General features: G+C 63.8%; 17 protein-coding genes, 1 pseudogene and 2 riboswitches. Of the genes and pseudogenes, 6 read left to right on the top strand and 12 right to left on the bottom strand.

Translation table 11 applies throughout. The features are described 5' to 3' along the window. Positions 1–17: 17 nt before the first annotated feature. A complete protein-coding gene (locus tag ACQCST_RS07965) occupies positions 18–668 on the bottom strand; it encodes an alpha/beta hydrolase (RefSeq protein WP_426998738.1) in 651 nt (216 codons plus the stop codon). A gap of 145 nt (positions 669–813) precedes the next feature. Between ACQCST_RS07965 and ACQCST_RS07960 the strand changes: the two genes are divergently transcribed. The 3 genes from ACQCST_RS07960 to ACQCST_RS07950 all read left to right on the top strand — a co-directional run bounded on the left by ACQCST_RS07960 (position 814) and on the right by ACQCST_RS07950 (position 2,489). Next, positions 814–1,611, top strand: coding sequence for an SGNH/GDSL hydrolase family protein (locus ACQCST_RS07960; RefSeq protein WP_426999114.1), 798 nt, complete (start codon positions 814–816; stop codon positions 1,609–1,611). Continuing rightward, the gene (locus tag ACQCST_RS07955) at positions 1,514–1,768 is read left to right on the top strand and encodes a DNA glycosylase AlkZ-like family protein (RefSeq protein WP_426999113.1); all 255 of its coding nucleotides are present in this window, start codon (positions 1,514–1,516) and stop codon (positions 1,766–1,768) included. The genes ACQCST_RS07960 and ACQCST_RS07955 overlap by 98 nt, the downstream gene beginning before the upstream one ends. A 244-nt stretch (positions 1,769–2,012) precedes the next feature. Continuing rightward, positions 2,013–2,489, top strand: a complete 477-nt coding sequence (locus ACQCST_RS07950; protein WP_426998737.1) for a hypothetical protein — start codon at positions 2,013–2,015, stop codon at positions 2,487–2,489. A gap of 22 nt (positions 2,490–2,511) precedes the next feature. On the opposite strand, the gene metX is transcribed toward ACQCST_RS07950, so the two are convergent. Both metX and ACQCST_RS07940 read right to left on the bottom strand, forming a co-directional pair. Further along, positions 2,512–3,633 (bottom strand): homoserine O-acetyltransferase MetX, encoded by a 1,122-nt coding sequence (metX, locus tag ACQCST_RS07945; protein ID WP_426999112.1) that lies wholly within the window; start codon positions 3,631–3,633, stop codon positions 2,512–2,514. Positions 3,634–3,729: 96 nt separating this feature from the next. Then, positions 3,730–3,845, bottom strand: a riboswitch (SAM riboswitch). Positions 3,846–3,981: 136 nt separating this feature from the next. Then, a pseudogene (locus ACQCST_RS07940) lies at positions 3,982–5,297 on the bottom strand (bifunctional o-acetylhomoserine/o-acetylserine sulfhydrylase). Between the two features lie 49 nt (positions 5,298–5,346). Beyond that, a riboswitch (SAM riboswitch) is annotated at positions 5,347–5,462 on the bottom strand. A gap of 174 nt (positions 5,463–5,636) precedes the next feature. On the opposite strand from ACQCST_RS07940, the gene ACQCST_RS07935 reads away from it, so the two are divergent. Beyond that, a complete protein-coding gene (locus ACQCST_RS07935; RefSeq protein WP_426998736.1) occupies positions 5,637–6,275 on the top strand; it encodes a VOC family protein in 639 nt (212 codons plus the stop codon). Positions 6,276–6,409: 134 nt separating this feature from the next. Here ACQCST_RS07935 and ACQCST_RS07930 read toward each other — a convergent pair whose 3' ends face one another. Continuing rightward, entirely contained in the window at positions 6,410–7,186 is a 777-nt protein-coding gene (locus ACQCST_RS07930; RefSeq protein ID WP_426998735.1) for a CPBP family intramembrane glutamic endopeptidase, read from the bottom strand. 101 nt (positions 7,187–7,287) lie between these two features. Between ACQCST_RS07930 and ACQCST_RS07925 the strand changes: the two genes are divergently transcribed. Beyond that, entirely contained in the window at positions 7,288–7,944 is a 657-nt protein-coding gene (locus ACQCST_RS07925) for a histidine phosphatase family protein (RefSeq protein WP_426998734.1), read from the top strand. A 21-nt stretch (positions 7,945–7,965) separates the two neighbouring features. Here the strand turns inward: ACQCST_RS07925 and ACQCST_RS07920 are convergent, their stop codons facing one another. Genes ACQCST_RS07920 through ACQCST_RS07900 form a run of 5 tightly spaced genes read right to left on the bottom strand, consistent with a single transcriptional unit; the run spans position 7,966 to position 12,468 of the window. Further along, complete coding sequence (locus tag ACQCST_RS07920; RefSeq protein ID WP_426998733.1) at positions 7,966–8,766, bottom strand: DeoR/GlpR family DNA-binding transcription regulator; 801 nt, start codon at positions 8,764–8,766, stop codon at positions 7,966–7,968. A 22-nt stretch (positions 8,767–8,788) separates the two neighbouring features. Beyond that, positions 8,789–9,628 (bottom strand): class II fructose-bisphosphate aldolase, encoded by an 840-nt coding sequence (locus ACQCST_RS07915; RefSeq protein WP_426998732.1) that lies wholly within the window; start codon positions 9,626–9,628, stop codon positions 8,789–8,791. Then, positions 9,628–10,578, bottom strand: a complete 951-nt coding sequence (locus ACQCST_RS07910; protein ID WP_426998731.1) for a 1-phosphofructokinase family hexose kinase — start codon at positions 10,576–10,578, stop codon at positions 9,628–9,630. Before ACQCST_RS07910 ends, ACQCST_RS07915 begins: the two co-directional genes overlap by 1 nt. Beyond that, the gene (locus tag ACQCST_RS07905; protein ID WP_426998730.1) at positions 10,575–11,537 is read right to left on the bottom strand and encodes an ROK family protein; all 963 of its coding nucleotides are present in this window, start codon (positions 11,535–11,537) and stop codon (positions 10,575–10,577) included. The genes ACQCST_RS07910 and ACQCST_RS07905 overlap by 4 nt, the downstream gene beginning before the upstream one ends. A 10-nt stretch (positions 11,538–11,547) precedes the next feature. After that, positions 11,548–12,468 (bottom strand): SIS domain-containing protein, encoded by a 921-nt coding sequence (locus ACQCST_RS07900; protein ID WP_426998729.1) that lies wholly within the window; start codon positions 12,466–12,468, stop codon positions 11,548–11,550. A 314-nt stretch (positions 12,469–12,782) separates the two neighbouring features. On the opposite strand from ACQCST_RS07900, the gene ACQCST_RS07895 reads away from it, so the two are divergent. Continuing rightward, positions 12,783–17,159, top strand: coding sequence for an endo-alpha-N-acetylgalactosaminidase family protein (locus tag ACQCST_RS07895; protein WP_426998728.1), 4,377 nt, complete (start codon positions 12,783–12,785; stop codon positions 17,157–17,159). A 72-nt stretch (positions 17,160–17,231) separates the two neighbouring features. Here ACQCST_RS07895 and hutI read toward each other — a convergent pair whose 3' ends face one another. The 3 genes from hutI to ACQCST_RS07880 are packed head-to-tail and all read right to left on the bottom strand — an operon-like array spanning position 17,232 to position 20,808. Continuing rightward, entirely contained in the window at positions 17,232–18,449 is a 1,218-nt protein-coding gene (gene hutI, locus ACQCST_RS07890) for an imidazolonepropionase (RefSeq protein ID WP_426998727.1), read from the bottom strand. Positions 18,450–18,460: 11 nt separating this feature from the next. Next, entirely contained in the window at positions 18,461–19,552 is a 1,092-nt protein-coding gene (locus tag ACQCST_RS07885) for an NAD(P)/FAD-dependent oxidoreductase (RefSeq protein ID WP_426998726.1), read from the bottom strand. Positions 19,553–19,599: 47 nt separating this feature from the next. Continuing rightward, positions 19,600–20,808, bottom strand: a complete 1,209-nt coding sequence (locus ACQCST_RS07880; RefSeq protein ID WP_426998725.1) for a glycine C-acetyltransferase — start codon at positions 20,806–20,808, stop codon at positions 19,600–19,602. Positions 20,809–20,814 lie beyond the last annotated feature (6 nt).

Genomic DNA, 20,814 nt, shown 5'->3' with positions numbered 1-20,814 from the left:
GCTGAGACGCCGCTGGCTTATTTGTTCAGCACCTCATGTGTGAGGAATTCGGATACATGGCCGATCTCCTGCGCGTTGATACCGTGCCACATACCCGTGTAAAGAACCTTGCTCAGCTTTACATGCCCGCGTACCCAGCCCATCGTGAATTCGATCTTGTCCGGAGTGATGACCGGATCCTGCTGGTCGCGTCCCCAGAACAACGGGACTGTGCCGTCCAGCTCGCTGTCGCGAAAGCCGTCGTCAGCACCGGCGTCGACCGCAAATCCGGAAAGCCCGACGACGGCGGCAAAGTCAGCGGGGCGCTGCCGCAGCAGTGTGGTGGCCATGGCCATCCCCATGGAGAAGCCCAGCAGCGTAACAGATGCGTGGTTGGCCTTGACGGTGTCCAGCCAGTCCAGCAAGTAGGCGGAGGCGGTCTTGACGGCGTCGAGCGAATATTCGATGGAGCCGGTCAGCGGGAACCAGGTGAAGCCGGGACCCATGGCGATGGGTGCCCGGACGGACGCCACCGCGAAGTCCGCCGGCAGCATGTCAGCAAGTCCCAGGAGATCCTGCTCGTTGGCACCATAGCCGTGGAGCATCACCAGCAGTGGCTTGCCGGCGCGGTCTCCCTCTGGCCGCGACCACAAAACGACGGGGGCAGGAAATATCTCGGCTTCAGTCATGGTTCTATTCTTACAGTTACCCACCGGTAACAACCTACGGTGTAGCTTGAGAGGAACGAGGCAGGATATAGACGTGAGTGATACCAGAGCCGTGCAGAATCCGCAGGATACCATCGGTGGCCACCCATGGGGCCGCTACGTCGCCATGGGGGATTCCTTCACCGAGGGAATCGGCGACCCCGAGCCCCACAGCCCGGGTGGCCACCGCGGCTGGGCCGACCGCGTGGCCGAAGAACTCAGCCGCGGCCACAACGATTTCGCCTACGCCAACCTGGCTGTCCGCGGCCGGCTCCTGCACCAGATTGTTGACCAACAGCTTGCCCCGTGCCTGGCACTGAAACCGGATCTGGTCACTCTCTCCGCTGGCGGAAACGATCTGATCCGCCCCGGCGGAGACCCTGATGCCTTGGCCGAAAAGCTCGACTCCGTGGTCCAGATCCTTGCCATGGGCGGGGCCACCGTGGTGCTTTTCAACGGCCCGGATACCGGTTCCTCGGTGCTCGGCCGGATCCGAAGCAAGGTGGCCATCTACAACGAGAACCTTCGCACCGTTGCCGCCCGCCATGACGCCGTCATCGCCGACATGTGGTCCCTGCGCCAGCTGAAAGACCCCCAGATGTGGGATGAGGACCGCCTGCACTTCTCGCCATTGGGCCACCACACCATCGCGGCCATGGTTCTGGATTCCCTGAACGTCCACCACACTCTGGAACCGCTGGTGCCGAAGCCGCTGCCGCCACGCAGCTGGCGCGAAGCCCGCTCCGGCGACCTCGTATGGGCCCGTGAATACTTTGTGCCCTGGGTTGTCCGCCGCGTGCGTCACCGTTCCTCCGGCGACGGCATTACTGCCAAACGGCCGACGCCGGGACCCGTGTTCGGCCCCGGCACGCCGCTGGGTTCGGGCGAGGGCCCACTGGGATCCACGGATCCTGTCCGGCCGTAACGGCAGGGTCTGGCCGAAGCTGCGCCCCGCCTTCACCAGCTGTGGCCCCGCCACCGTCAAGGACTGTGCGGACTGGTCCGGCCTGACCATGGCAGACGTACGTCACGGGCTGCACGTTGCGATGGAGGGGAATTCGGCCAGCTGGAGACAGCGGTGATTGACGGCGTCGCGTTTTACTTCCCTCCCGACGGCGGGGATCCAGCGCGCTAGCGGCGGGCCCTGCCGACACTGCCAACAACGCTGCGAAGCGGGCCTGCGCCTGGCCGGCTCGCTGGGACCAACCTTTGGGTAGGCCGTGGAGAAAGCAGTTGAGCGCTACGGCACTTTCCTGGGAAAGCAGGCCGTACGGCTGTGACCATTGGGGTTAAGCTGGAAGGACACTTCTGAGAGGCGCGGTACCCGTGAACAACCTGTTTTTCTGGATCATCGTTCTGTCATTCCTGATTCCGATGGGGATGCGTATGTACCGGAAATCCGTCCAGCGCCGGAACCAGGACCAGAGTTATTCCGGCCGGTACCCGGACCAGTTCCCGGGTGGACCCTCCGGCCCCCAGAGCAAGCAGCCCCGCGACGGCTACACGCAGCAGGACTACTTTGGCGGCGGCTTCCGCCAGATCGGCGGCCGACAGCCGCTGCCGCCGCTGAACCAGCCGAATCAGGACTTCCAGCCGTATCAGGACTTTGACCCGAATCAGCGTCCGCAACCGGAACAACCGGAACAACCGCAGCAGGCGGCCGCCCCGGCGACTCCTCCGCCGCCGTCAGAACCGCAAGGATTCCGCGCGCGTAAATTGGCCGAGCTGGACACAAAGTACAGCAACGGCGAGCTGGCCATGGAAGACTACATGGCCATGCGCGCGGAGATCATGAAGGGCTAGATCACAGGTTTAGGCACCGGGTTCAGGCAAGAAAACTGTTCCGCAACTGTCCGCTGAGCTGGCCGATTTCCGTGAGAAATCCATCGTGGCCGATGGGTGCGTCAATCACATGGACTTCGACGCGGCCGGGCAGCGCATCCGCAAGCTCCCGGGACTGGGCCGGGAAGTACAACCGGTCTGTGTCCACGGCGGCCACAAAAAACTCCGCGGTTGCCCGCGCCAGGGTTTCCTTCAACGGGCCGCGCCCACGGCAGACATCGTGACTCATGAGGGCCTCCGTGATGGCAATGTAGCTGTTGGCGTCAAACCGTTGCACGAGTTTGCGTCCCTGATGGTCCAGGTAGCTTTCCACCTGGTAGCGGCCGCGCCCGCCGAGCGCGGCGGCCTGCAGTGGGGATTCGGCGTCCTGGGCAGTCCGGCCAAACCTGAAATCCAGTTCCTGCGCCGAACGGTAGGTGATGTGGGCGATCCTGCGCGCGAGCGCCAGCCCCTCCTCCGGAAACGGGCCAGCGTAGTAGTCGCCTCCCCTGAAGTTGGCATCCTGGCGGATGGCGAGGGTCTGGGCCTGGGCGAAAGCGATCTGCTCGGCTGTGCTGCTGGCACCCACTGAGATCACGGCGCAGCGCTGCACCCGGTCCGGGTACATCACCGCCCATTCGAGTGCGCGGGCACCACCCATGGAACCGCCCATCACGGCATACCAGCTGCTGATGCCCAGCTGATCGGCCAGCCGGCCCTCCGCCACTGTGGTGTCGCGGAGCGTAATCAGCGGGAAACGCGAGCCCCAGGGCTTCCCATCCGGAGCAGCTGAGGATGGCCCGGTGGATCCGTAGCAGCCCCCAACGATATTGACGGAGACAACAAAAAACCTGTCCGTATCCACCGGGGCGCCTGGGCCGGCGAGCTGCTCCCACCAGCCGGCTTCATCCGATGCCCCCTGCGTCACGTGGGTGCTGCCGGTCAGGGCATGCTGGATAAGAACCGCATTGGAGCCGTCAGCATTGAGCCTGCCCCAGGTTTCATAAGCCAGCGTGACGTCCGGCAGGAAACCGCCGGCCTCAAGTTCAAGGCGGCCGATGTCCAGGTACTGGACGGTTCCATCCGCCATGGGGTTCTCAGCAGCCCGGGCGCAACGATTGTGCATGGTCCGGTTCCCGTTCTTGGTTCCGATTTCGGGGACAACTGTGCGGGTTTCGGGTACGGCTGTGCAGGAGACGTCAATCGTCATGTGAGGACCTTTTCTACGCGCTTGCCCGCCGTCAGCTGACCGGCAGGCCAGGTCTTCACCCGGGGCACCCCGCCGCGAAAGGAGGGTTGCCGGCCAGCAAGCCGGGGCTGTCGCTGGCACTCATGACCTGCCACGAGTCTACGAAACCGTGCGCCACTATGGCGAAGATTGTGACATGTTTATGACTCCAGGCCGCCTGGTCGCTGAACGGCTGCCGTTCCTGAAGAGGTTCCGGCGGACGTTCGCCAACCGGGCAGACCAGGATCAGGCCGCCTTGGCTGCGCGGAATCCGGCCTCCAGATCAGCAAGAATGTCATCGATATGTTCCAGTCCGACGGAGAGCCGCACCAATCCCGGCGTCACTCCGGCAATGAGCTGCTGTTCGGGCGTCAGCTGGCTGTGGGTGGTGGACGCCGGGTGGATCACCAGCGAGCGCACGTCCCCGATGTTGGCGACGTGGGAGTGCAGCTCCAGACCGTCCACAAAACGCTTGCCGGCTTCGGCGCCGCCGGCAAGGTTGAAAGCCACGACGGCGCCGGTCCCCTTGGGCCCGTACTTGCGGCCGCGCTGATACCAGGGGCTCGAGGGCAGGCCCGCATACGCCACGGATTCCACGTCGTCCCGGGCTTCCAGCCATTCCGCCACCGCCACTGCATTCGCGACGTGCCGTTCAATGCGGAGGCTAAGGGTTTCCAGTCCCTGCGCAATGAGGAATGCGTTGAACGGCGACACCGCTGAGCCCAGGTCGCGGAGCAGCTGCACCCGTGCCTTCAGGATGTAAGACAGATTGGCGCCCAGGGCACCGCCCTTTCCAAGATCCCGGGCATAAACCAGTCCGTTGTACGAGGGGTCCGGTGTATTGAAGCCGGGGAACCGTTCCGGGTCCTTGCCGAAGTCGAAATTCCCGGAATCCACAATGGCACCCGCAATGGCCGCACCATGGCCGCCCAGGTATTTAGTGGCTGAGTGCACCACAATGTCGGCGCCCCATTCGATCGGCCAGATCAGGTACGGGGTGGAGAGCGTGTTGTCCACGATGAGCGGTACACCGGCGTCATGGGCTGCGCGCGAAACCCCTTCGATGTCCAGGACATCCTGCCGTGGATTGGAGACCACCTCGGCGAAGAACAGTTTGGTGTTGGGCCGGACGGCATCCCGCCACTGCTCAAGGTTGTCCGGATCTTCCACAAACGTGACGGTGATACCGAACTTCTTCAGCGTGTGGGCCAGCAGATTGTACGTGCCGCCGTACAGGCTCGGGCTGGCCACAACGTGATCTCCCGCCTCAGCCACATTCAGGATGGCGAGCGTCTCGGCTGCCTGTCCGGAGCTGAGCAGCAACGCTGCCAGTCCGCCTTCCAGACTCGCCACTCTCTGTTCCACGGCATCCTGCGTGGGGTTGCCGATCCGCGTATAAATAGGGGCCAGCTCGGCCAAGGCGAAGCGGTTGGCTGCACTTTCCGCGCTGGGGAAAACGAACGACGTCGTCTGGTAGATCGGCAGCGAGCGGGCGCCGGAGCGCTGTCAGGCGTCTGGCCGGCATGGATCTGGCGGGTTTCAAATGACCATCCGTTGGACATGTGAGGGCTCCTTGTCGAGATGGGCCCGGCTGTCAACGGACAGCTGCACGGGCCGCGCTTGCTGTCCGGCCGGTGCCGGGCGGCCAGGTCTTCACCCGGGGCACCCCGCCGCGGAAGGAGGGTTGCCGGCCAGCAAGCCGGGGCATTCTGCTGGCACTCATGACCTGGCTTCAGTGTAGGAAATCGGCGCGGGCCGTGAATAGCTTTGTGACGAACTTCGTCAGCGGCCGTCCTGTTGCGGGGTAACAGGCAACCCGTACGGGAACACTTAGCTAAGATCCCATGACGGTTAGGTTGGCCTTAGCTGAGAGCCCCATCACAAAGTGTCAAGATGGGGGCATGCGCATGGATCACGTCTCTTACGCCTGTGAACACGATGGCCTGGCTGCCACCACCGAACGTATTTCGACCGCCCTCGGCGTCGAAGCCGTCAAGGGTGGTGTCCATCCCCGGTTTGGTACCAGAAACATGATTATCCCCCTCGCCGGACACAAATATCTGGAAGTTGTGGAGGTCCTGGACCACCCGGCTTCTGATAAAGCACCCTTCGGCCAGGCGGTCCGGGCACGCTCGGCTGCCGGCGGCGGCTGGATGGGATGGTGCGTTGAAGTTGACGACCTCGCCCCGTTCGAAGAACGCCTGGGACGCGCCGCTGTCAATGGCAACCGCAAGTTCCCCGACGGCCGCGAACTGGTCTGGAAGCAGATCGGCATCCTTGGGCTCATTGCCGACCCCCAGGTCCCCTACATGCTCAAGTGGGAAGGCGATCCGGAGCTTCATCCGTCCAGGGCCTACGAAAGCAACGTCAAGATGTCCAGCCTCACCATCGCCGGTTCAGCTGCGCGGGTCACCGAGTGGCTGGGTGAACCTGTCGAGAAGCCGCTGGAGGATGTGGCCGTAAACTGGCTGGCTCCGCACGGCACGCCGGGCATACTGTCCGTGACCTTCGAGACAGCATCCGGAGCAGTCACCATCTGATCTGCTTCAAACCTCCTTTGGCCCACCGGCTCCGGGAGCGAAAAACTTCGGCCGCCATCAGCGGGTGCCAATGACGTCACCCACCGATGGCGGCCGAATCTATTTAATCCGGGCGTATCAACCCCCGGCCCAAATCAGCCCAGGCCGATCGCCTTGCCGAAGAGGCTGAAGCCGACAAATGCGACCATGTCCAGTACCGCGTGGGCAATCACCAGCGGCATCACTCGGCGCGTCCTGGTGTAGATCAGGGCGAACACCACCCCCATCACCGCGTTGCCGATGAACGGACCGAAGCCTTGGTACAGGTGGTAGCTGCCACGCAGCATGGAGCTGGCAAAGACCGCCAGCGGAACACTCCAGCCCAGTTTTCCGAACCGGTTCAGCAGATAGCCCACCACTATGACTTCCTCAACCACGGCATGCCGCACCGCCGAGAGGATCAGCACAGGAACGGTCCACCAGTAGGAGTCCAGGGCACTGGGGATGATGGCCGTGGTGATTCCCAGCGCACGTCCGGCCGCGTAGAGGCCCAGTGACGGAATGCCGATCAGCGCAGCCAGTCCCAGGCCCTGCAGCAGGTCCACGCCGGGCCGGGCGAAATTGAAGCCCAGTTTGCGGAATGCCGAGTGGCTCTCCTTTCCGCCCGAGGCCGGCTGACGCTGGTCTGTCAGGAAGTAGATCACCAGCAGCACCGGCACCAGTGCGAAGACGATGTCCAGCAGTTGGTAGGTGAGGTCGAAATACTCGCGTGTACTCTGCGGACGGTTCAGTGTGGAGGTGCCTTGGGCCAGCGGCGCCCGGGACATCTTGTCCAGCAGTTGCACCACGGAATACACGGCTGACTGCCCCAGGGACAGTCCCAGCACAATCCAGACTTCTATCCGCAGACGACGGCGGGAGGGAACCAACATGGTCCTATCTTGCCTGTAGTAGCTGCTTCTTTCCTGTTACCCGGCTTCTTGCGGTCCCGGCCCTATGCTTGGGGGTTATGAGTGCGCCCGGGAAAATTATCATGATCCGGCACGGCCAGTCCGCCGCCAACGCCGACACGTCGATCTACAACCGGGTTCCGGATTACCGGATACCACTGACTCCGCAGGGAATCGAGCAGGCCAAAGCCGCCGGAGAAACCATCCGCCGGGAGCTCGATGGCCGCCAGGTGTGCGTTTATGTCTCGCCGTACTTGCGGGCATACCAGACCCTCGAGGCCCTGAATCTGGGGCCGCTTATAGACCGGGTGATTGAAGAGCCCCGGCTCCGCGAACAGGACTGGGCGAATTTTCAAATTGCCGGGGAAATCGAGGACCAGAAGGAACTCCGGAATGCCTACGGTCACTTCTTCTACCGCTTCCGCGAAGGCGAGTCCGGGTCCGACGTATATGACCGGATTTCGTCATTTATGGAGACGCTGTACCGGCACTGGTCCAGGCCCAGCTACGCGCCCAACGCACTGCTGGTAACCCACGGGCTCACCATGCGGCTGTTCTGCATGCGCTGGTTCCATTGGTCCGTGGAGTACTTCGAGTCCTTGAACAACCCGGGCAATTCAGAGATCCGCACACTGCTGCGCACGGACCACGGCAAATATGAGCTGGACAAGCCTTTCAGCCAGTGGGTGGAGCGCAGCGTCAACGAGTCAGTGCTGGATGCCCCGCCGATGCCCTGGTGAGGATTCGGGCACTCAGGGGAGTCAGGATTCCTGGGCGGGCGGCGCCACCGTGACCTCGGTACCATTGGCTTCGAACGCGGCTTTGTCCTTGGCCGAAATACCGGAATCGGTGATCAGCCTCGCGAACTGGTAGCCCGCCATGGTGGCGAATGCACGGCGTCCCACCTTGGAGGAGTCCGCGAGCACATAGGAAACAGCTGCCCGGCGGGCCATCAGTGCGTTAACGGAGGCCTCGCCTTCGTCCGTGATGGTGGGACCGAACGCCGGATCAATGCCGTTGACACCGATGAATGCGATGTCCAATGCCACTTTCTGCATGATGATGTCCGTGTACGGGCCCACCAGCTCGTACGAGCGGGGATTGAGAATGCCGCCGGTGACCATGATCTTGATGTTTGGCCGCACTGCAAGCTGGGACGCAATGTTGATGGCGTTGGTGACCACAGTCAGCGTCGCCCGGTTGGAATGCGTATTGAGGTCTGCCCTGGTGGACAGGACCTGGGCCAGAGCGGTGCTGGTGGTGCCGCCGCTCAGGCCGATCACCGCACCAGGGCTGATGAGGGCAGAAGCCGCCAGCGCAATCTGCTGCTTGGCCTCTGCGTGGTCGTCCCGGTTGTAGCGGCCGGGAAGATCGTAGGCGACCGAACCGGTGGTGGCGCCGCCCCTGGTCCTGCTGAGCAGCCGCTGCTTGGCGAGGCTGTCCAGATCCCTGCGCGCGGTGGCGGGCGATACTCCCAATTGGGTGACGATGTCCTCCACGTCAACTTGACCGGATTCCGCGAGCAGATCCAGGATCGCAGTGAGTCGATCGGTGCGGGTCATCGCCAGCCTCTCAAGAGTCGAATTACTTTGTCTTCGCGAACAGCGTGAGCAGCCGTGATACCTCAGGGACAAGTGCTGCACGGCCCGCTCCAAGATACTTCCTGGAATCCACCACGGCGGGGTTGGTGTCCAGGTAGTCCCGGATGGCGCGCGTGAAGAACCCGTTCAGATGCGTGGATACATTGATCTTAGTCATCCCGGCGCCGATGGCAGCCACAATCGTCTCATCCGAGACGCCGGATGAGCCGTGCAACACGAGCGGGACGCCCAGCGCCGATTTCAGCCGGGCTATGAGTTCGAGGTCCAGTGCAGCGCTGCGTTCCGTCATGGCATGGGAGGATCCCACCGCGACGGCGAGCGCGTCGATGCCTGTGGCCGCCACAAAAGCTGCCGCTTCCTCGGGGTCTGTGCGGACCCCCGGCGCGTGCGCACCGTCCTTCCCGCCCACCTTGCCGAGCTCGGCCTCAACATAGACGCCCCTGCCGTGAGCGTATTCCGTCACCCGCCGGGTGGCGGCAACATTCTGTGCGTACTCCAGATGGGCGCCGTCGAACATCACTGAACCAAAGCCAAGGTCAACAGCCCGCCTGGCCAGTTCCTCGGACTCTGCATGGTCCAGGTGCAGGGAAACGGCTGCCGAAGACTGGCTCGCAATGGCCAGTGAGGCCAAAGTCAGCGGTTCGAGTCCGCCATGGAAGTTGGCGCAATTCTCGGAGATCTGCAGGATCAGAGGCAACCCGGCTGCCTCCGCACCGGCAACCAGTCCTTCCACCGTTTCCAGGTGGATGACGTTGAACGCGCCTTGCCCGACGCCGCGCCCGGCAGCACCGTCCATGAGCTCGCGGGTAGTGACCAGGGTCATTAAATCTCCTTCTGGGTGACGATCAGCTGACCGGCCAGTTCTGTGCAACGGGGTGAGATCTCTCCGGCACAGGGCATCAGCACGGCGGCGGCAGACCAGGACGTGGCGGCCCGCAGGATCTGTTCGGGATCAGTAACGCCGTTGGCAAGGGCCACCGCGGCGGCCGAGACTGCGGCATCTCCGGCGCCTGTGGGGTTGCCGTTGAGGGCGTCCGGCAGGCGGGCCTGCCAGTAGCGGCCCGGCTGGGCGGCATCAAATGCCATCATGCCGTCAGCACCGGCACTGACCAATACCAGCCGGGCCCCGAAGGAGACCAGCTTCAGGGCTGCGGACACCAGGTCCTGCTCCCCCATCGCCTCAATCAGTTCGTGGTTGTTGGGTTTGAGCAGATCCGCACCGGCTTTCGCAGCGGCGATCATCCCCGGACCGGAAGTATCAATGACGGCCGGCACTCCGGCGTCGTGGGCCAGTTTCACCAGGGTGGGATAGAAATCGCTCGGCGCCCCGGCCGGAAGACTGCCGGAGCCAACCAGTACACCGGCCAGCTGCCCGTCGTCGCCGCTGAGGCTTTCGACGACGGCGGCTGCCAATGCCTGCCATTCGGCAGCTTTCAAGGGAAGTCCGCACTCATTGAAGATCGAGGTATCGCCACTCAAGGTATCCACCAGCGTGATGCTGCGGCGCGTTTCTGCCTCAGTGCGGATAAGGCGGTGGGGCACTCCGCTTGAGCGAAGTTCAGCAGTGAAAGCCTCCCCGGCCGCACCGCCGGCGGGCGCGATTGCCAGCACCGGCTGGCCCAGCTGATGGGCCACTCGTGCCACGTTCAGGCCCTTGCCGCCGGCGCGGCTCAGCGGCACCTGCACCCGGTGGCTTCCTCCCGGTGTGATGCCGTACACGTGGTACGTGACATCGATGGCCGGATTCGGCGTGACGGTAATGACACGCCTCATGCTGGCACCTGCCCGGGTGCTATCAGTCTCCGGGCGTTCAGGGCCGCACCGATCAGGCCTGCGTTCTGTCCCAGCTGCGCGCGCAGGATCTGCGGACGCCGCTGGAAGGTCAGAAGAGCATCAACTCGCCGGCGCAAAGGATCCAGGAGTTCCTCCCCGGCCTCAGAAAGTCCGCCGCCGATCACCACGGCCTCGGTGCCGATGATATTGACACATTGGGCAATGCTGAAAGCCAGGGCATCAATGGCGTCCGCCCAGACCCGGACTGCCGTGGCGTCACCTGCCCGGGACAGCTTCAGCACCCCTCTTGCACCGTCCACTGCAGTACCGGTCAAGTTTGTGAACCTTTGGGCAATGGCTCCGGCTGAACCCACGGACTCCAAAATTGCGGTGCCCACCCCTGACGGATCCGGGACCAACGCGTGCCCCAGTTCCCCGGCGTAGCCGCCGGCGTCGACAGGCTGGCCGCCGGCGAACACGGCACCGGCGATTCCGGTGCCCAGAATCAGGACCACCACATCGCCGAATCCCTGCGCGGCACCCAGCCGGAGTTCGGCACTGCCGGCCGAACCGACGTCGTGCCCGAAAGAAACCGGCACGCCCAGCAGCTTCTCCGCCACGAGCCTGAAGGGAAAGTCCCGCCAGCCGAGGTTCGCTGAGAAAATGCCGATCCCTGCGCCCGAGTCAACAAGGCCCGGAACGATCAGGCCGGCCGAGCCCACCCTGAGTTCCGGATATTCGGAGGCAAAGTCGGCGGCAATCCGCGCCACACGGTCGAGTACAGCTTCAGCCGTGCCTGCCCCGGCCAGGGGTGTGGCGACCCGCCTCAGGCCCCTGATGGCCCCGGAGGCGTCAACGATCCCGGCTTTTACGTCAGTACCGCCGACGTCGAAGGCCAGCACCGCTGCCGAGGCGGGGCCGATGGCCACAGGTTCCTGTGGCTTGGGGACGTTGGACATTTGGCGGAGCCTATACCGCGGAGGCGTCGAGGATGACGGAACGGGTGAGGTTGCGGGGAAGGTCAGGGTCCAGTCCGCGGACCCGGGCACGTTCCAGGGTGACCTTGTGGACGCGGGCAAGCTCAGCCAAGGGGTGCTTGTTTGTGTGGATGTACAGCGCTCCGGTCTGTGCCATGTCGGCGTCGAGTCCCTCTGGCTGCTCGCCGAAAAGCCAGGTGACCCGGCCGGGAGCAGCAATGGAGATCGGACCGTGCCGGTATTCCATGGCCGGGTAGGACTCGGTCCAGCCCTGCACTGCTTCGCGCATCTTCAGCCCGGCCTCGTGCGCCAGACCGATGGTCCAGCCGCGGCCCAGGAAGGTGAATTGCTCGGCGTCCAGCAGTTCCTGTGAGACGGTGGCGGTCACTGCGGTCCGGGCATCCTCAATGGCCTGGCTGAGGTCGATGTCCAGGCTGGTCAGGAGGTAGGCCAGTGCGGAGGTGGCGAAGCGTGTCTGCACGACTGATTTCTCATCGGCATACGGCAAGGCGATGATGGTGTCCGCCAGGCCAACGATCGGTGACTCGGCGTCTCCGATCAGCGCCACCGTACGCACCTTGCCCTTGAGCCCGGCCAGCAGTTCCAGTACCTCGGTGGTGGTCCCTGAACGCGTAATGGCAACCACAACGTCGTAGTCGCGGGCGTCGCTGTTGCTGTTCAGAAACGCCTCGGAGGCCGCGAACGGATCCGTCAGCCCCTTGCCGGCAGTCTCACGGGCAGCGGCGTAACTCTGTGCCATGAACCATGAGGTACCGCAGCCGATCACGGCGACGCGCTGGCCGTCGGCAGGCAGAAGGTCTTCGGCCTTGGCTTGGGCGATGGCGCGGGTCCAGACCTCGGGCTGGGACGTCAGTTCCTCATCCATGAACGCTCCGAGATTGCGGTCAGTCATTGTTTTGTGCTCCTTAAGCGATGAAACGGTGCGTTTCCTGCCGCATCGCGCATTTCCAACACGACCGGTGACGTTTTTTGACTATTACTAAGACTAAACGAGCAATATCAATCGCACAAGAATCAGTCCTGGTTTTTTAGACACAAACACGGAACGGCACGCGGGCCGGGTTGAGCAGCGCCAATGTGCTGTTTTGTGAGTTTCAGGCTTTATTCGCTCAGGTCTTGTCAGATCGTGGTGAGATGGGTAACTCTTGTTACTGAACCGCAAGAATATGCTCGAATCAGAACAGAAACAATCAGCAAGGAGCATCGATGCCCCGCACTCCCCTATCAGGGCGCCTCACCGGCCTGAGCCTGGCCTGTGTCCTGACAACCTCATCACTTGCACTGATGGCAACAAGCCCGGCGCACGCTGACCTCGAACCGCTGGCAGGAACAGAGACCATCTCCTCGGGCAAAATCTCCGTCCTGGTCTCGAAGTCCTTCCCCCAGGTCATCAGCTACACGGACCTCGCCACCCGGTCCGGCCTCTCCGGCACCGCCGAGCAACTCACAACCGTAACCATCAACGGGACCGAACAACCCGTCACCGTGACGTCCAGCAAGTCCGGCGACGCCGCCGTCGATTATGTCCTTACTGTGCCAGCCATGGGAGGGATCACGTTGAAAGCCCGTCTTTCGGTGGAAAACAGCGTGGTCAACTTCAACATCACCAAGATCAACGACAATCCGGGGAACCTGGTGAACAACCTCCAGCTTCCGCGGCTGAACCTGGCCACAGTGTCCTCGACCGAGCCCGGTGCACAGGTGTCCACGGCCAACCTCTCCGTGGACCGCGCCGTCACGGGGGACACTTTTACCCCGATCACCGCCACAACACCCGTTGATGCTGCTGCGAAGAGTTCCGCCTATGCGCTTGCCAACACCGCCACGCTTGGAGCCGCGTTTGAATCCAACGCTCTCTACGACACCTCCTCAGGACCCGGCTACAAGGATCAGGGGCGTTTCTGGCGCCAAGCGGTCGGCAATCCAGCGGGCGGTGTCAAGATGGGCGTCGCCAGCGGCCAGTGGCTCTACCGGGCCAAGGGTTCCAGCAAAACCGAGGAACTTCCCTGGACCCGCGTGGCCATCACTCCGGATGCCAACGCCGACGCCGTGGTGGACTGGCAGGACGCGGCGATCGCCATGCGCTCAATTGAGGTCAAGGCCAACAAGGGCGAGCAGACCCCGGACAACGTCATTACACACATTCCCTTCAACTTCGCTTCACAGGCCACCCACCCGTTCCTTCGCACGCTGGACGACGTCAAACGAATCTCCCGGGCCACTGACGGCCTGGGGCAGGTTGCCATGCTCAAGGGCTACACCTCGGAAGGCCACGACTCCGCCAACACGGACTACGGCAACAACTTCAACACCCGGGCCGGCGGACTGGAGGACCTGAACAAACTCGTCTCCGCCGGTAAGGAATGGAACGCCAGGTTTGGCGTCCACATCAATGCTACGGAAATCTACCCTGAGGCCAAGTCCTTCGCCGATGACCTGCTCACCGCAGACAAGGCGCTCGGCTGGAATTGGCTGGACCAGTCCTACAAGATCAACCAGTACAACGACATCAACTCAGGCAAGCTCGCCCAGCGCATCAAGGAACTGGCAGATGCCACGGACGACAACCTGGACTTCGCCTACGTTGATGTGTACTACGAATACGGATGGCTGGCCGAGACCATCCAGGACGAACTGGTGAAGAACGGCTTCCGCGTGGGCTCCGAATGGGCAGACCACCTCAGCCGCAACAACACCTGGTCGCACTGGGCCAACGATGAAAGCTACGGCGGAAGCGCCAACAAGGGCGTGAACTCGCAGATCCTCCGGTTCATCAACAACACCCAGTCCGACGTCTGGAACCCGGATCCCAAGCTCGGCGTCAGCCACGTGGTGGAATTCGAAGGTTGGACCGGCCAGAACGACTTCAATGCGTTCTCCAAGAACGTCTGGACCTCCAACCTGCCGGCCAAGTACCTGCAGCACCACGAAATAACCAAGTGGACTGCCGACCGGATCGACCTTGAAGACGGCGTGGCAGTCACCGGCAACGCTGCGGCGGCCCGCGACATCACGGTGAACGGCGCCTCGGTGCTCAAGGGTGAGGAGTACCTGCTTCCCTGGGCCTCCACCGAAGGCGGCGCACAGGACAAGCTCTACCACTACAACCCGGCCGGCGGCAGCACCACATGGAAGCTCACTGACGCATTCGCGGCTGCCACGAGCGTGCAGCAGTTCAAGCTCACGGATAACGGCCGCGTCAAGGTAGCCGATGTCCCGGTGGTCAACGGTGCAGTAACCCTGGCCGCCGATCCCGCTCAGCCGTACGTCCTGGTGGCCAATGCGGCAACCGTCAGCATTCCGGCTGATGCATCCTTCGGCGAGGGCACCCGAATCAAGGACCCCGGATTCAACGCCCCAGACCTGTTGAAGTGGAACCCGTCCGGCAACGCAGCAATAGTCCGTGACAGCCTGGGCCGGCGCTATGCCGAACTCGGTGCCGGAACCTCCGCCATCTCCCAGGATCTGCTGCCCTTCAAGGCAGGCACCTACTCGGTCAGCGCCTTTGTTGAGGTTGAGCCCGGGCAGACCCGCCCCGCGACCCTGAAGGTGGAAATGCCCGGCGGCACAACTCAGTCCAAGACCATCGACAGCTCGGCAGCCACGAACTATGTGGCCGCCGACGAAAAGACCGGTACCAATTTCCAGCGCATCCGGGTCCTGATCGATGTTGCCAAGAACGGCACCAAGCCCAAGGTCACCCTGACCGCCGGTGAGGGTACCGCCAAGGTCCGCGTGGATGACTTCCGCGCCGTTGAGACCAAGCGGGTGCCCACCAGCGGTGTGCTCAGCGAGGACTTCGAGAACGTGGACCAGGGCTGGGGTCCGTTCGTCAAGGGCAACGCCGGCGGCTCCACGGATCCCCGGACACACCTCACCGAACGCAATGAACCCTTCACCCAGAAAGGCTGGAACACCAACGTCATCGATGAGGTACCGGGCGGAACCTGGTCCCTGATCGCGCATGACGAAAATCTTGCACCCGACGGCGGCCCCGGACTCGTCTACCGCACCACAGATGCCACGGTGCCGTTCGCGGCCGGCCACAAGTACAAGGTCTCTTTCGATTACCAGAACTCCCAGGCCGAGCAGTACGGCTGGGTCAGTGGCTACGACACCGCTTCGGGACCCACGACTGCCCAGTCAGCGGCCCTCGGCAAGCAGACCGAAACAGCCCGCTTTGCGCAGCAGTTCACCGCCGGATACTGCGGCGATTACTACGTCGGCCTGCAGCGGACCGGTTCCATTGACGGCTCGGACTTCACGCTGGACAATCTGCTGGTTGAAGACCTCGGCGAATCCACTGAAATCCCGGCCTGCGCCACGCTGACCGGAACGTTGGCCGCACCGGTCATCCAGCAGGACCAGGCTACTGATTTCACCACAGTGCTGAAGTCCACGGAACCGGCCGCAATCAGCAGTGTAGAGGTCAAGCTGGCTCTTCCGGAAGGGTGGACGGCCACACCAAACAACGCCTCCGGAGCAGCCACGCTTCCTGCTGGCGGCTCGCTGACGACCACGTGGAAAGTGACTGCTCCGGCCACTGCGGACGGCGGTTATGACATAGCCATGACCGGAACGTACAACACCACTGTGGCTCCCGTAGGCCCCCGCGCGGTGTCCGCTGTAACCCAGATCCGCACGCTGCCCCGGCCGCCGCAGGCCGCAGTATTCGCCAGCGACCACCCATGGGTCAGCGCCACAAACGGCTGGGGACCGGTGGAAAAGGATCTCTCCAACGGTGAGCAAGGCGCCGGTGACGGCAGGCCGCTCACACTGAACGGTGTTGTCTACGCCAAGGGACTTGGGACACATGCCCCGTCAGCCGTCCGCTATTTCATGGGCGGCTACTGCACCAAGTTCACGGCCTCCGTGGGCATCGACGATGAGCAGACGAGCCGCAACAGCTCCGTAGCGTTTGTGGTGAAGGCGGACAACCGGATCGTCCGTCAGAGCCCCGTGATGGGGGCGACCACCCCCACCTTCCAGATTGATGCCGATGTCACGGGAGCACAGTACGTGGATCTGTTTGCCGACGGCGGCGCGAACAACTCCAACGATCATTCGGACTGGGCAGACGCCAAGTTCACCTGCTCGAGCACCCGCGCTGCCCCGTCTGGCACCACCCTGTCCGGTACCGTTTTCGCCTCCGACCTGCCGTGGCTTAGCTCCACGAACGGCTGGGGTCCGGCAGAGCGGGATCTGGCCAACGGCGAGCAGAACTCCGGCGACGGCCCGGCCCTGAAGCTGGACGGCGTGCCCTACACCAAAGGCATTGGCGTCCACGCTGATTCGAACGTGGCTATCGGCGCGGAAGCGAAGTGCCAGTCCTTCCAGGCAATAGTGGGCGTCGACGACGTCAAGCTCACCAAGGGCCTGCATGGCTCGGTGGTGTTCATTGTCAAGGGTGACGGCGTTGAACTGTTCCGCAGCCCGGTGCTCAGCGCCGACTCCGCAGCGCTTCCGGCGAAGGTGAACATCACCGGAAAGCAGAAAGTCGAACTCGTCGCCGACAGGAACGGCGATGATGCGGGCGACGACTGGGGTGACTGGGCGGACGCGAAGTTTGTCTGCAACCCCTAGAAAACTGAAAAACCTGGACAACTGAAAAGGAGGCGGTGTTTCGGTGACGGAGCTCCGCCTCCTTTTTGCGGATTACCGGAGCTGCTGTGGAATGCCGGCCCGCCAGACCGCATGTGTCAGCGCAATGCCGGGCCGGTAGGCGAGGTGCGTGGCGGAAGGTGCGCTGAGCATGTGCAGGTCCGCGCGGTGCCCGACGGCGAGCGAGCCCACCGCGCGTTCGCCGTCGGCGTCGTTCCCTGACTCACGGTGCAGCGCCAGCGCGCCGCCGTAGGTGGCCGCACGGACGGCCTCGTGGACGCTGAGCCGCATCTGAAGGACGGCGGTGGTGACGCAGAAGGCCATGGAGCTTGTGTACGAGGTACCCGGGTTGCAGTTTGAGGCGAGCGCCAGCTGGATGCCGGCGTCGAGCAGTTCGCGGCCGGGGGCCAGGGGCTGGCGCGTGGAGAGGTCGCAGGCCGGAAGGCACGTGGCCACCGTTCCCCGCACACCTGTGCCGGACGCCGGATCCCAGGAAGTCCAGCTTGCAGCCAGAGCGTCAACGTCCGCGGCGGACAGGTAGTTGACGTGGTCCACGCTGGCGGCACCGAACTCCACTGCCAGTTGCACGCCGGGCCCCTCACCCAGCTGGTTGCCATGCACCCGCAGGCCCAGCCCTGCGTCCTTGCAGGCCTTCAGCACCCGCCGGGACTGCTCCGCGGTGAAGGCACCCCGTTCGCAGAATACGTCCGCCCAGCTCACGTAGGGGCGGACGGCCTCCAGCATGGGACCGCAAACCAGCTCAGTGTAGCGGTCAGGGTCCGCGCCAGCCGGGACCAGATGGGCACCCAGGTAGGTGACCTCATCCACCACGGTGGAGGCAATCCGTGCGCTGCGGGCCTCGTTCTCCACGTCCAGGCCGTAGCCGGTCTTGGTTTCCAGATATGTGGTGCCCTGCGAGACGGCCTCGGCCACCCTGCCCATGGCCAGCCGGGTGAGGTCATAGTCCGGGGTGCTCCGGGTGGCGCCCGTGGTCACCGCAATGCCGCCTGTACTGTAGCTCTCCCCCGCCATTCTGGCCTCAAACTCGGCGGTCCGGTCACCGGCGAAGACAAGGTGCGTGTGGGAATCCACCCAACCGGGCAGCATGGCACGCCCGCCGGCATCAACGGCGTCGTCCGCAGCCGGCGCGTCAGCTGCTGCACCGATCCAGGAAATCCGTTCGCCTTCAATCACCACTGCCGCATTCCGGAGGACACGGTGTTCGAGGTCCTGGGTCATCAGTTCGCCGATGTTGGTTATCAGGGTGCTCATAAGACCATTCTTCAGCGCCGGATGGACCAGCGGGTGGCAGCCATCGCCTCCGCTGTCCGGGATGCCGGACTGCCTGCCCCTGCGAGGATCTGCCCGGCTGCCAGCTCGGCGATTCCGGAGGAGGTCTGGAAACCATAGCCGCCCTGGCCGGCGAGCCAGAAGAAGCCGGGAGCCTCGGCATCGAACCCCACAACAGGGACGCCGTCGGCCGCTTCTGTGCGCAAACCCGTCCACGCCTTGCGGATGCCGCGGAGGTCCAGCGTGGTCAGTCCGTTGAGCATTTGAACCAGACGGTCAACATCGCCGGGGAACGGCTGCGCGTCCTCGGCGCCGCTGGGAACGGACTCCGACGGTGAAATCAGCACCTGGCTGCCCTCCCTGCGGAAGTAGAAGGAATCGTCCGCGGCGGCCACCATGGGACAGTTTTCAGGCAGGGAACGCCCGACGTCGACAATCGCCGCCGTGCGGCGGTACGGCTGCAGGCCGAGCTTCTCCACGCCGCTGATCACCGCCAGCTCGTCTGCCCAGGCGCCGGCCGCGTTGACCAGGACACCTGTCTGGAATCCCTCCTGCCCGGCGCCGAGCTGCCAGCCGCTCCCAAGCCGCTGGGCCGAGTGAACGCGCGCGCCGGTGATGATCTCCACGCCCGCATCCGCTGCCCTTTGCCGGTGGTCCTCCAGCAGGACGGGCGCATTGCAGCCGAACGAGCCGGTGTCCAGTCCGGCCGCACTGAATGAACCGGGGGCCAGCACAGGGCAGAGCTCCAGTGCCTCGGCCGGAGTGATCCTCCGCATGTGGCCGCTGGCCTCCGCGCGGACTGTCTCCTCGTTGCCGATCAGCATAAAACTCCGGGCAGAGAGGACGGGTTCCGCGAGCTCCGCATCTCTGGCCGCAATTAACTCAAGTGTGCGGACCGTGAGCTCCTGCACCACCGCCGGTCCATAGCTGGGAATCAGCTGGCGGGCCGAGCGCGAAGAGGTGTGGTACGCCAGCTCCTGCTCAGCCTCGACCAGCGCGACCGTACATTTTCCGGCAAGCGCGGACGCCAGGGACAGCCCGGCAATGCCGCCACCCACAATCACCACATCAAAATTTGCTGCCATGCGTACATCCTTGCAGATGCGCCGGAAGCCCGCCCGGGCAACAGCCGTCAGGCGGCTACCGCGGCGCGGCTGCGCACGAAAGCCTGGACGCAGGCCTCGACGTCGTCCGTGCTGTGGGCCGCGGATAGCTGCACCCTGATGCGCGCGGCACCACGCGGCACCACCGGGAAGCTGAACGCCGTGACGAAGACGCCGTTGTGGAGCATTTCATCAGCCATCTTGGCTGCCATGACTGCGTCGCCGAACATCACCGGAACAATGGCATGCTCACCGTCGAGCAGTTCGAAGCCCTCCTCCGTCATGCGGTGGCGGAAGAGCGCCGCGTTCTCGAAGAGCCGGCTGCGCAGCTCGCCGGACTTCTCCACGAGATCCAGCGCCTTGAGTGTTGCTGCCACGATGGCCGGAGCCAGCGAGTTGGAGAACAGGTAGGGGCGGGCCTTCTGGCGGAGCATGGCCACCACTTCGCTGCGGCCTGAAACGTAGCCGCCGGACGCGCCGCCCAGGGCCTTGCCGAACGTCCCGGTATAAATGTCCACACGCTGGCTGACACCGGCGTGTTCCGGGGTGCCTGCACCGGTGGAACCCATAAAGCCGACGGCATGGGAGTCATCCACCATCACCAGGGCATCGTATTTTTCGGCGAGATCGCAGATGGCTTCGAGCGGAGCCAGGAAGCCATCCATCGAAAACACACCGTCCGTGACAATGATCTTGCGGCGGGCGGGCTTTTCCTGCGCCGTGGCCGCCATCAGCTTTGCCTCGAGGTCCGCCATGTCCTGGTTGGCATAGCGGAAGCGCTGCGCCTTACAGAGCCGGATGCCGTCGATGATTGAAGCATGGTTCAGCGCGTCCGAGATGATGGCGTCTTCAGGGCCGAAGAGCGATTCGAAAACCCCACCGTTAGCATCGAAGCAGCTGGAGAACAGGATGGTGTCCTCGGTACCCAGGAACCTGGACACGCGGGCTTCGAGTTCCAGGTGCAGGTCCTGGGTGCCGCAGATAAAGCGCACGCTGGCCATGCCGAAGCCGCGCTCGTCCATGGCGGACTTTGCAGCGGCGATGATCTCCGGGTGATCGGCCAGGCCAAGGTAGTTGTTGGCGCAGAAGTTCAGGACATTGGCGCCGGCCTCGCCGATCTGGCCGGCGTTGATGTGGCTGGACTGTGCCGAGTTGATGCTGCGCTCGGTCTTGTAGAGTCCGGCGCTGCGGATTTCGTCCAGCTCGACCTGCAGCTGGTCCTTAAGTGCTGAGTACATTGTTCA

The sequence above is a fragment of the Pseudarthrobacter sp. N5 genome, from assembly GCF_050157035.1.
Taxonomy (GTDB): Bacteria; Actinomycetota; Actinomycetes; order Actinomycetales; family Micrococcaceae; genus Arthrobacter.
This window is presented reverse-complemented; position numbering and strand designations above follow the sequence as displayed.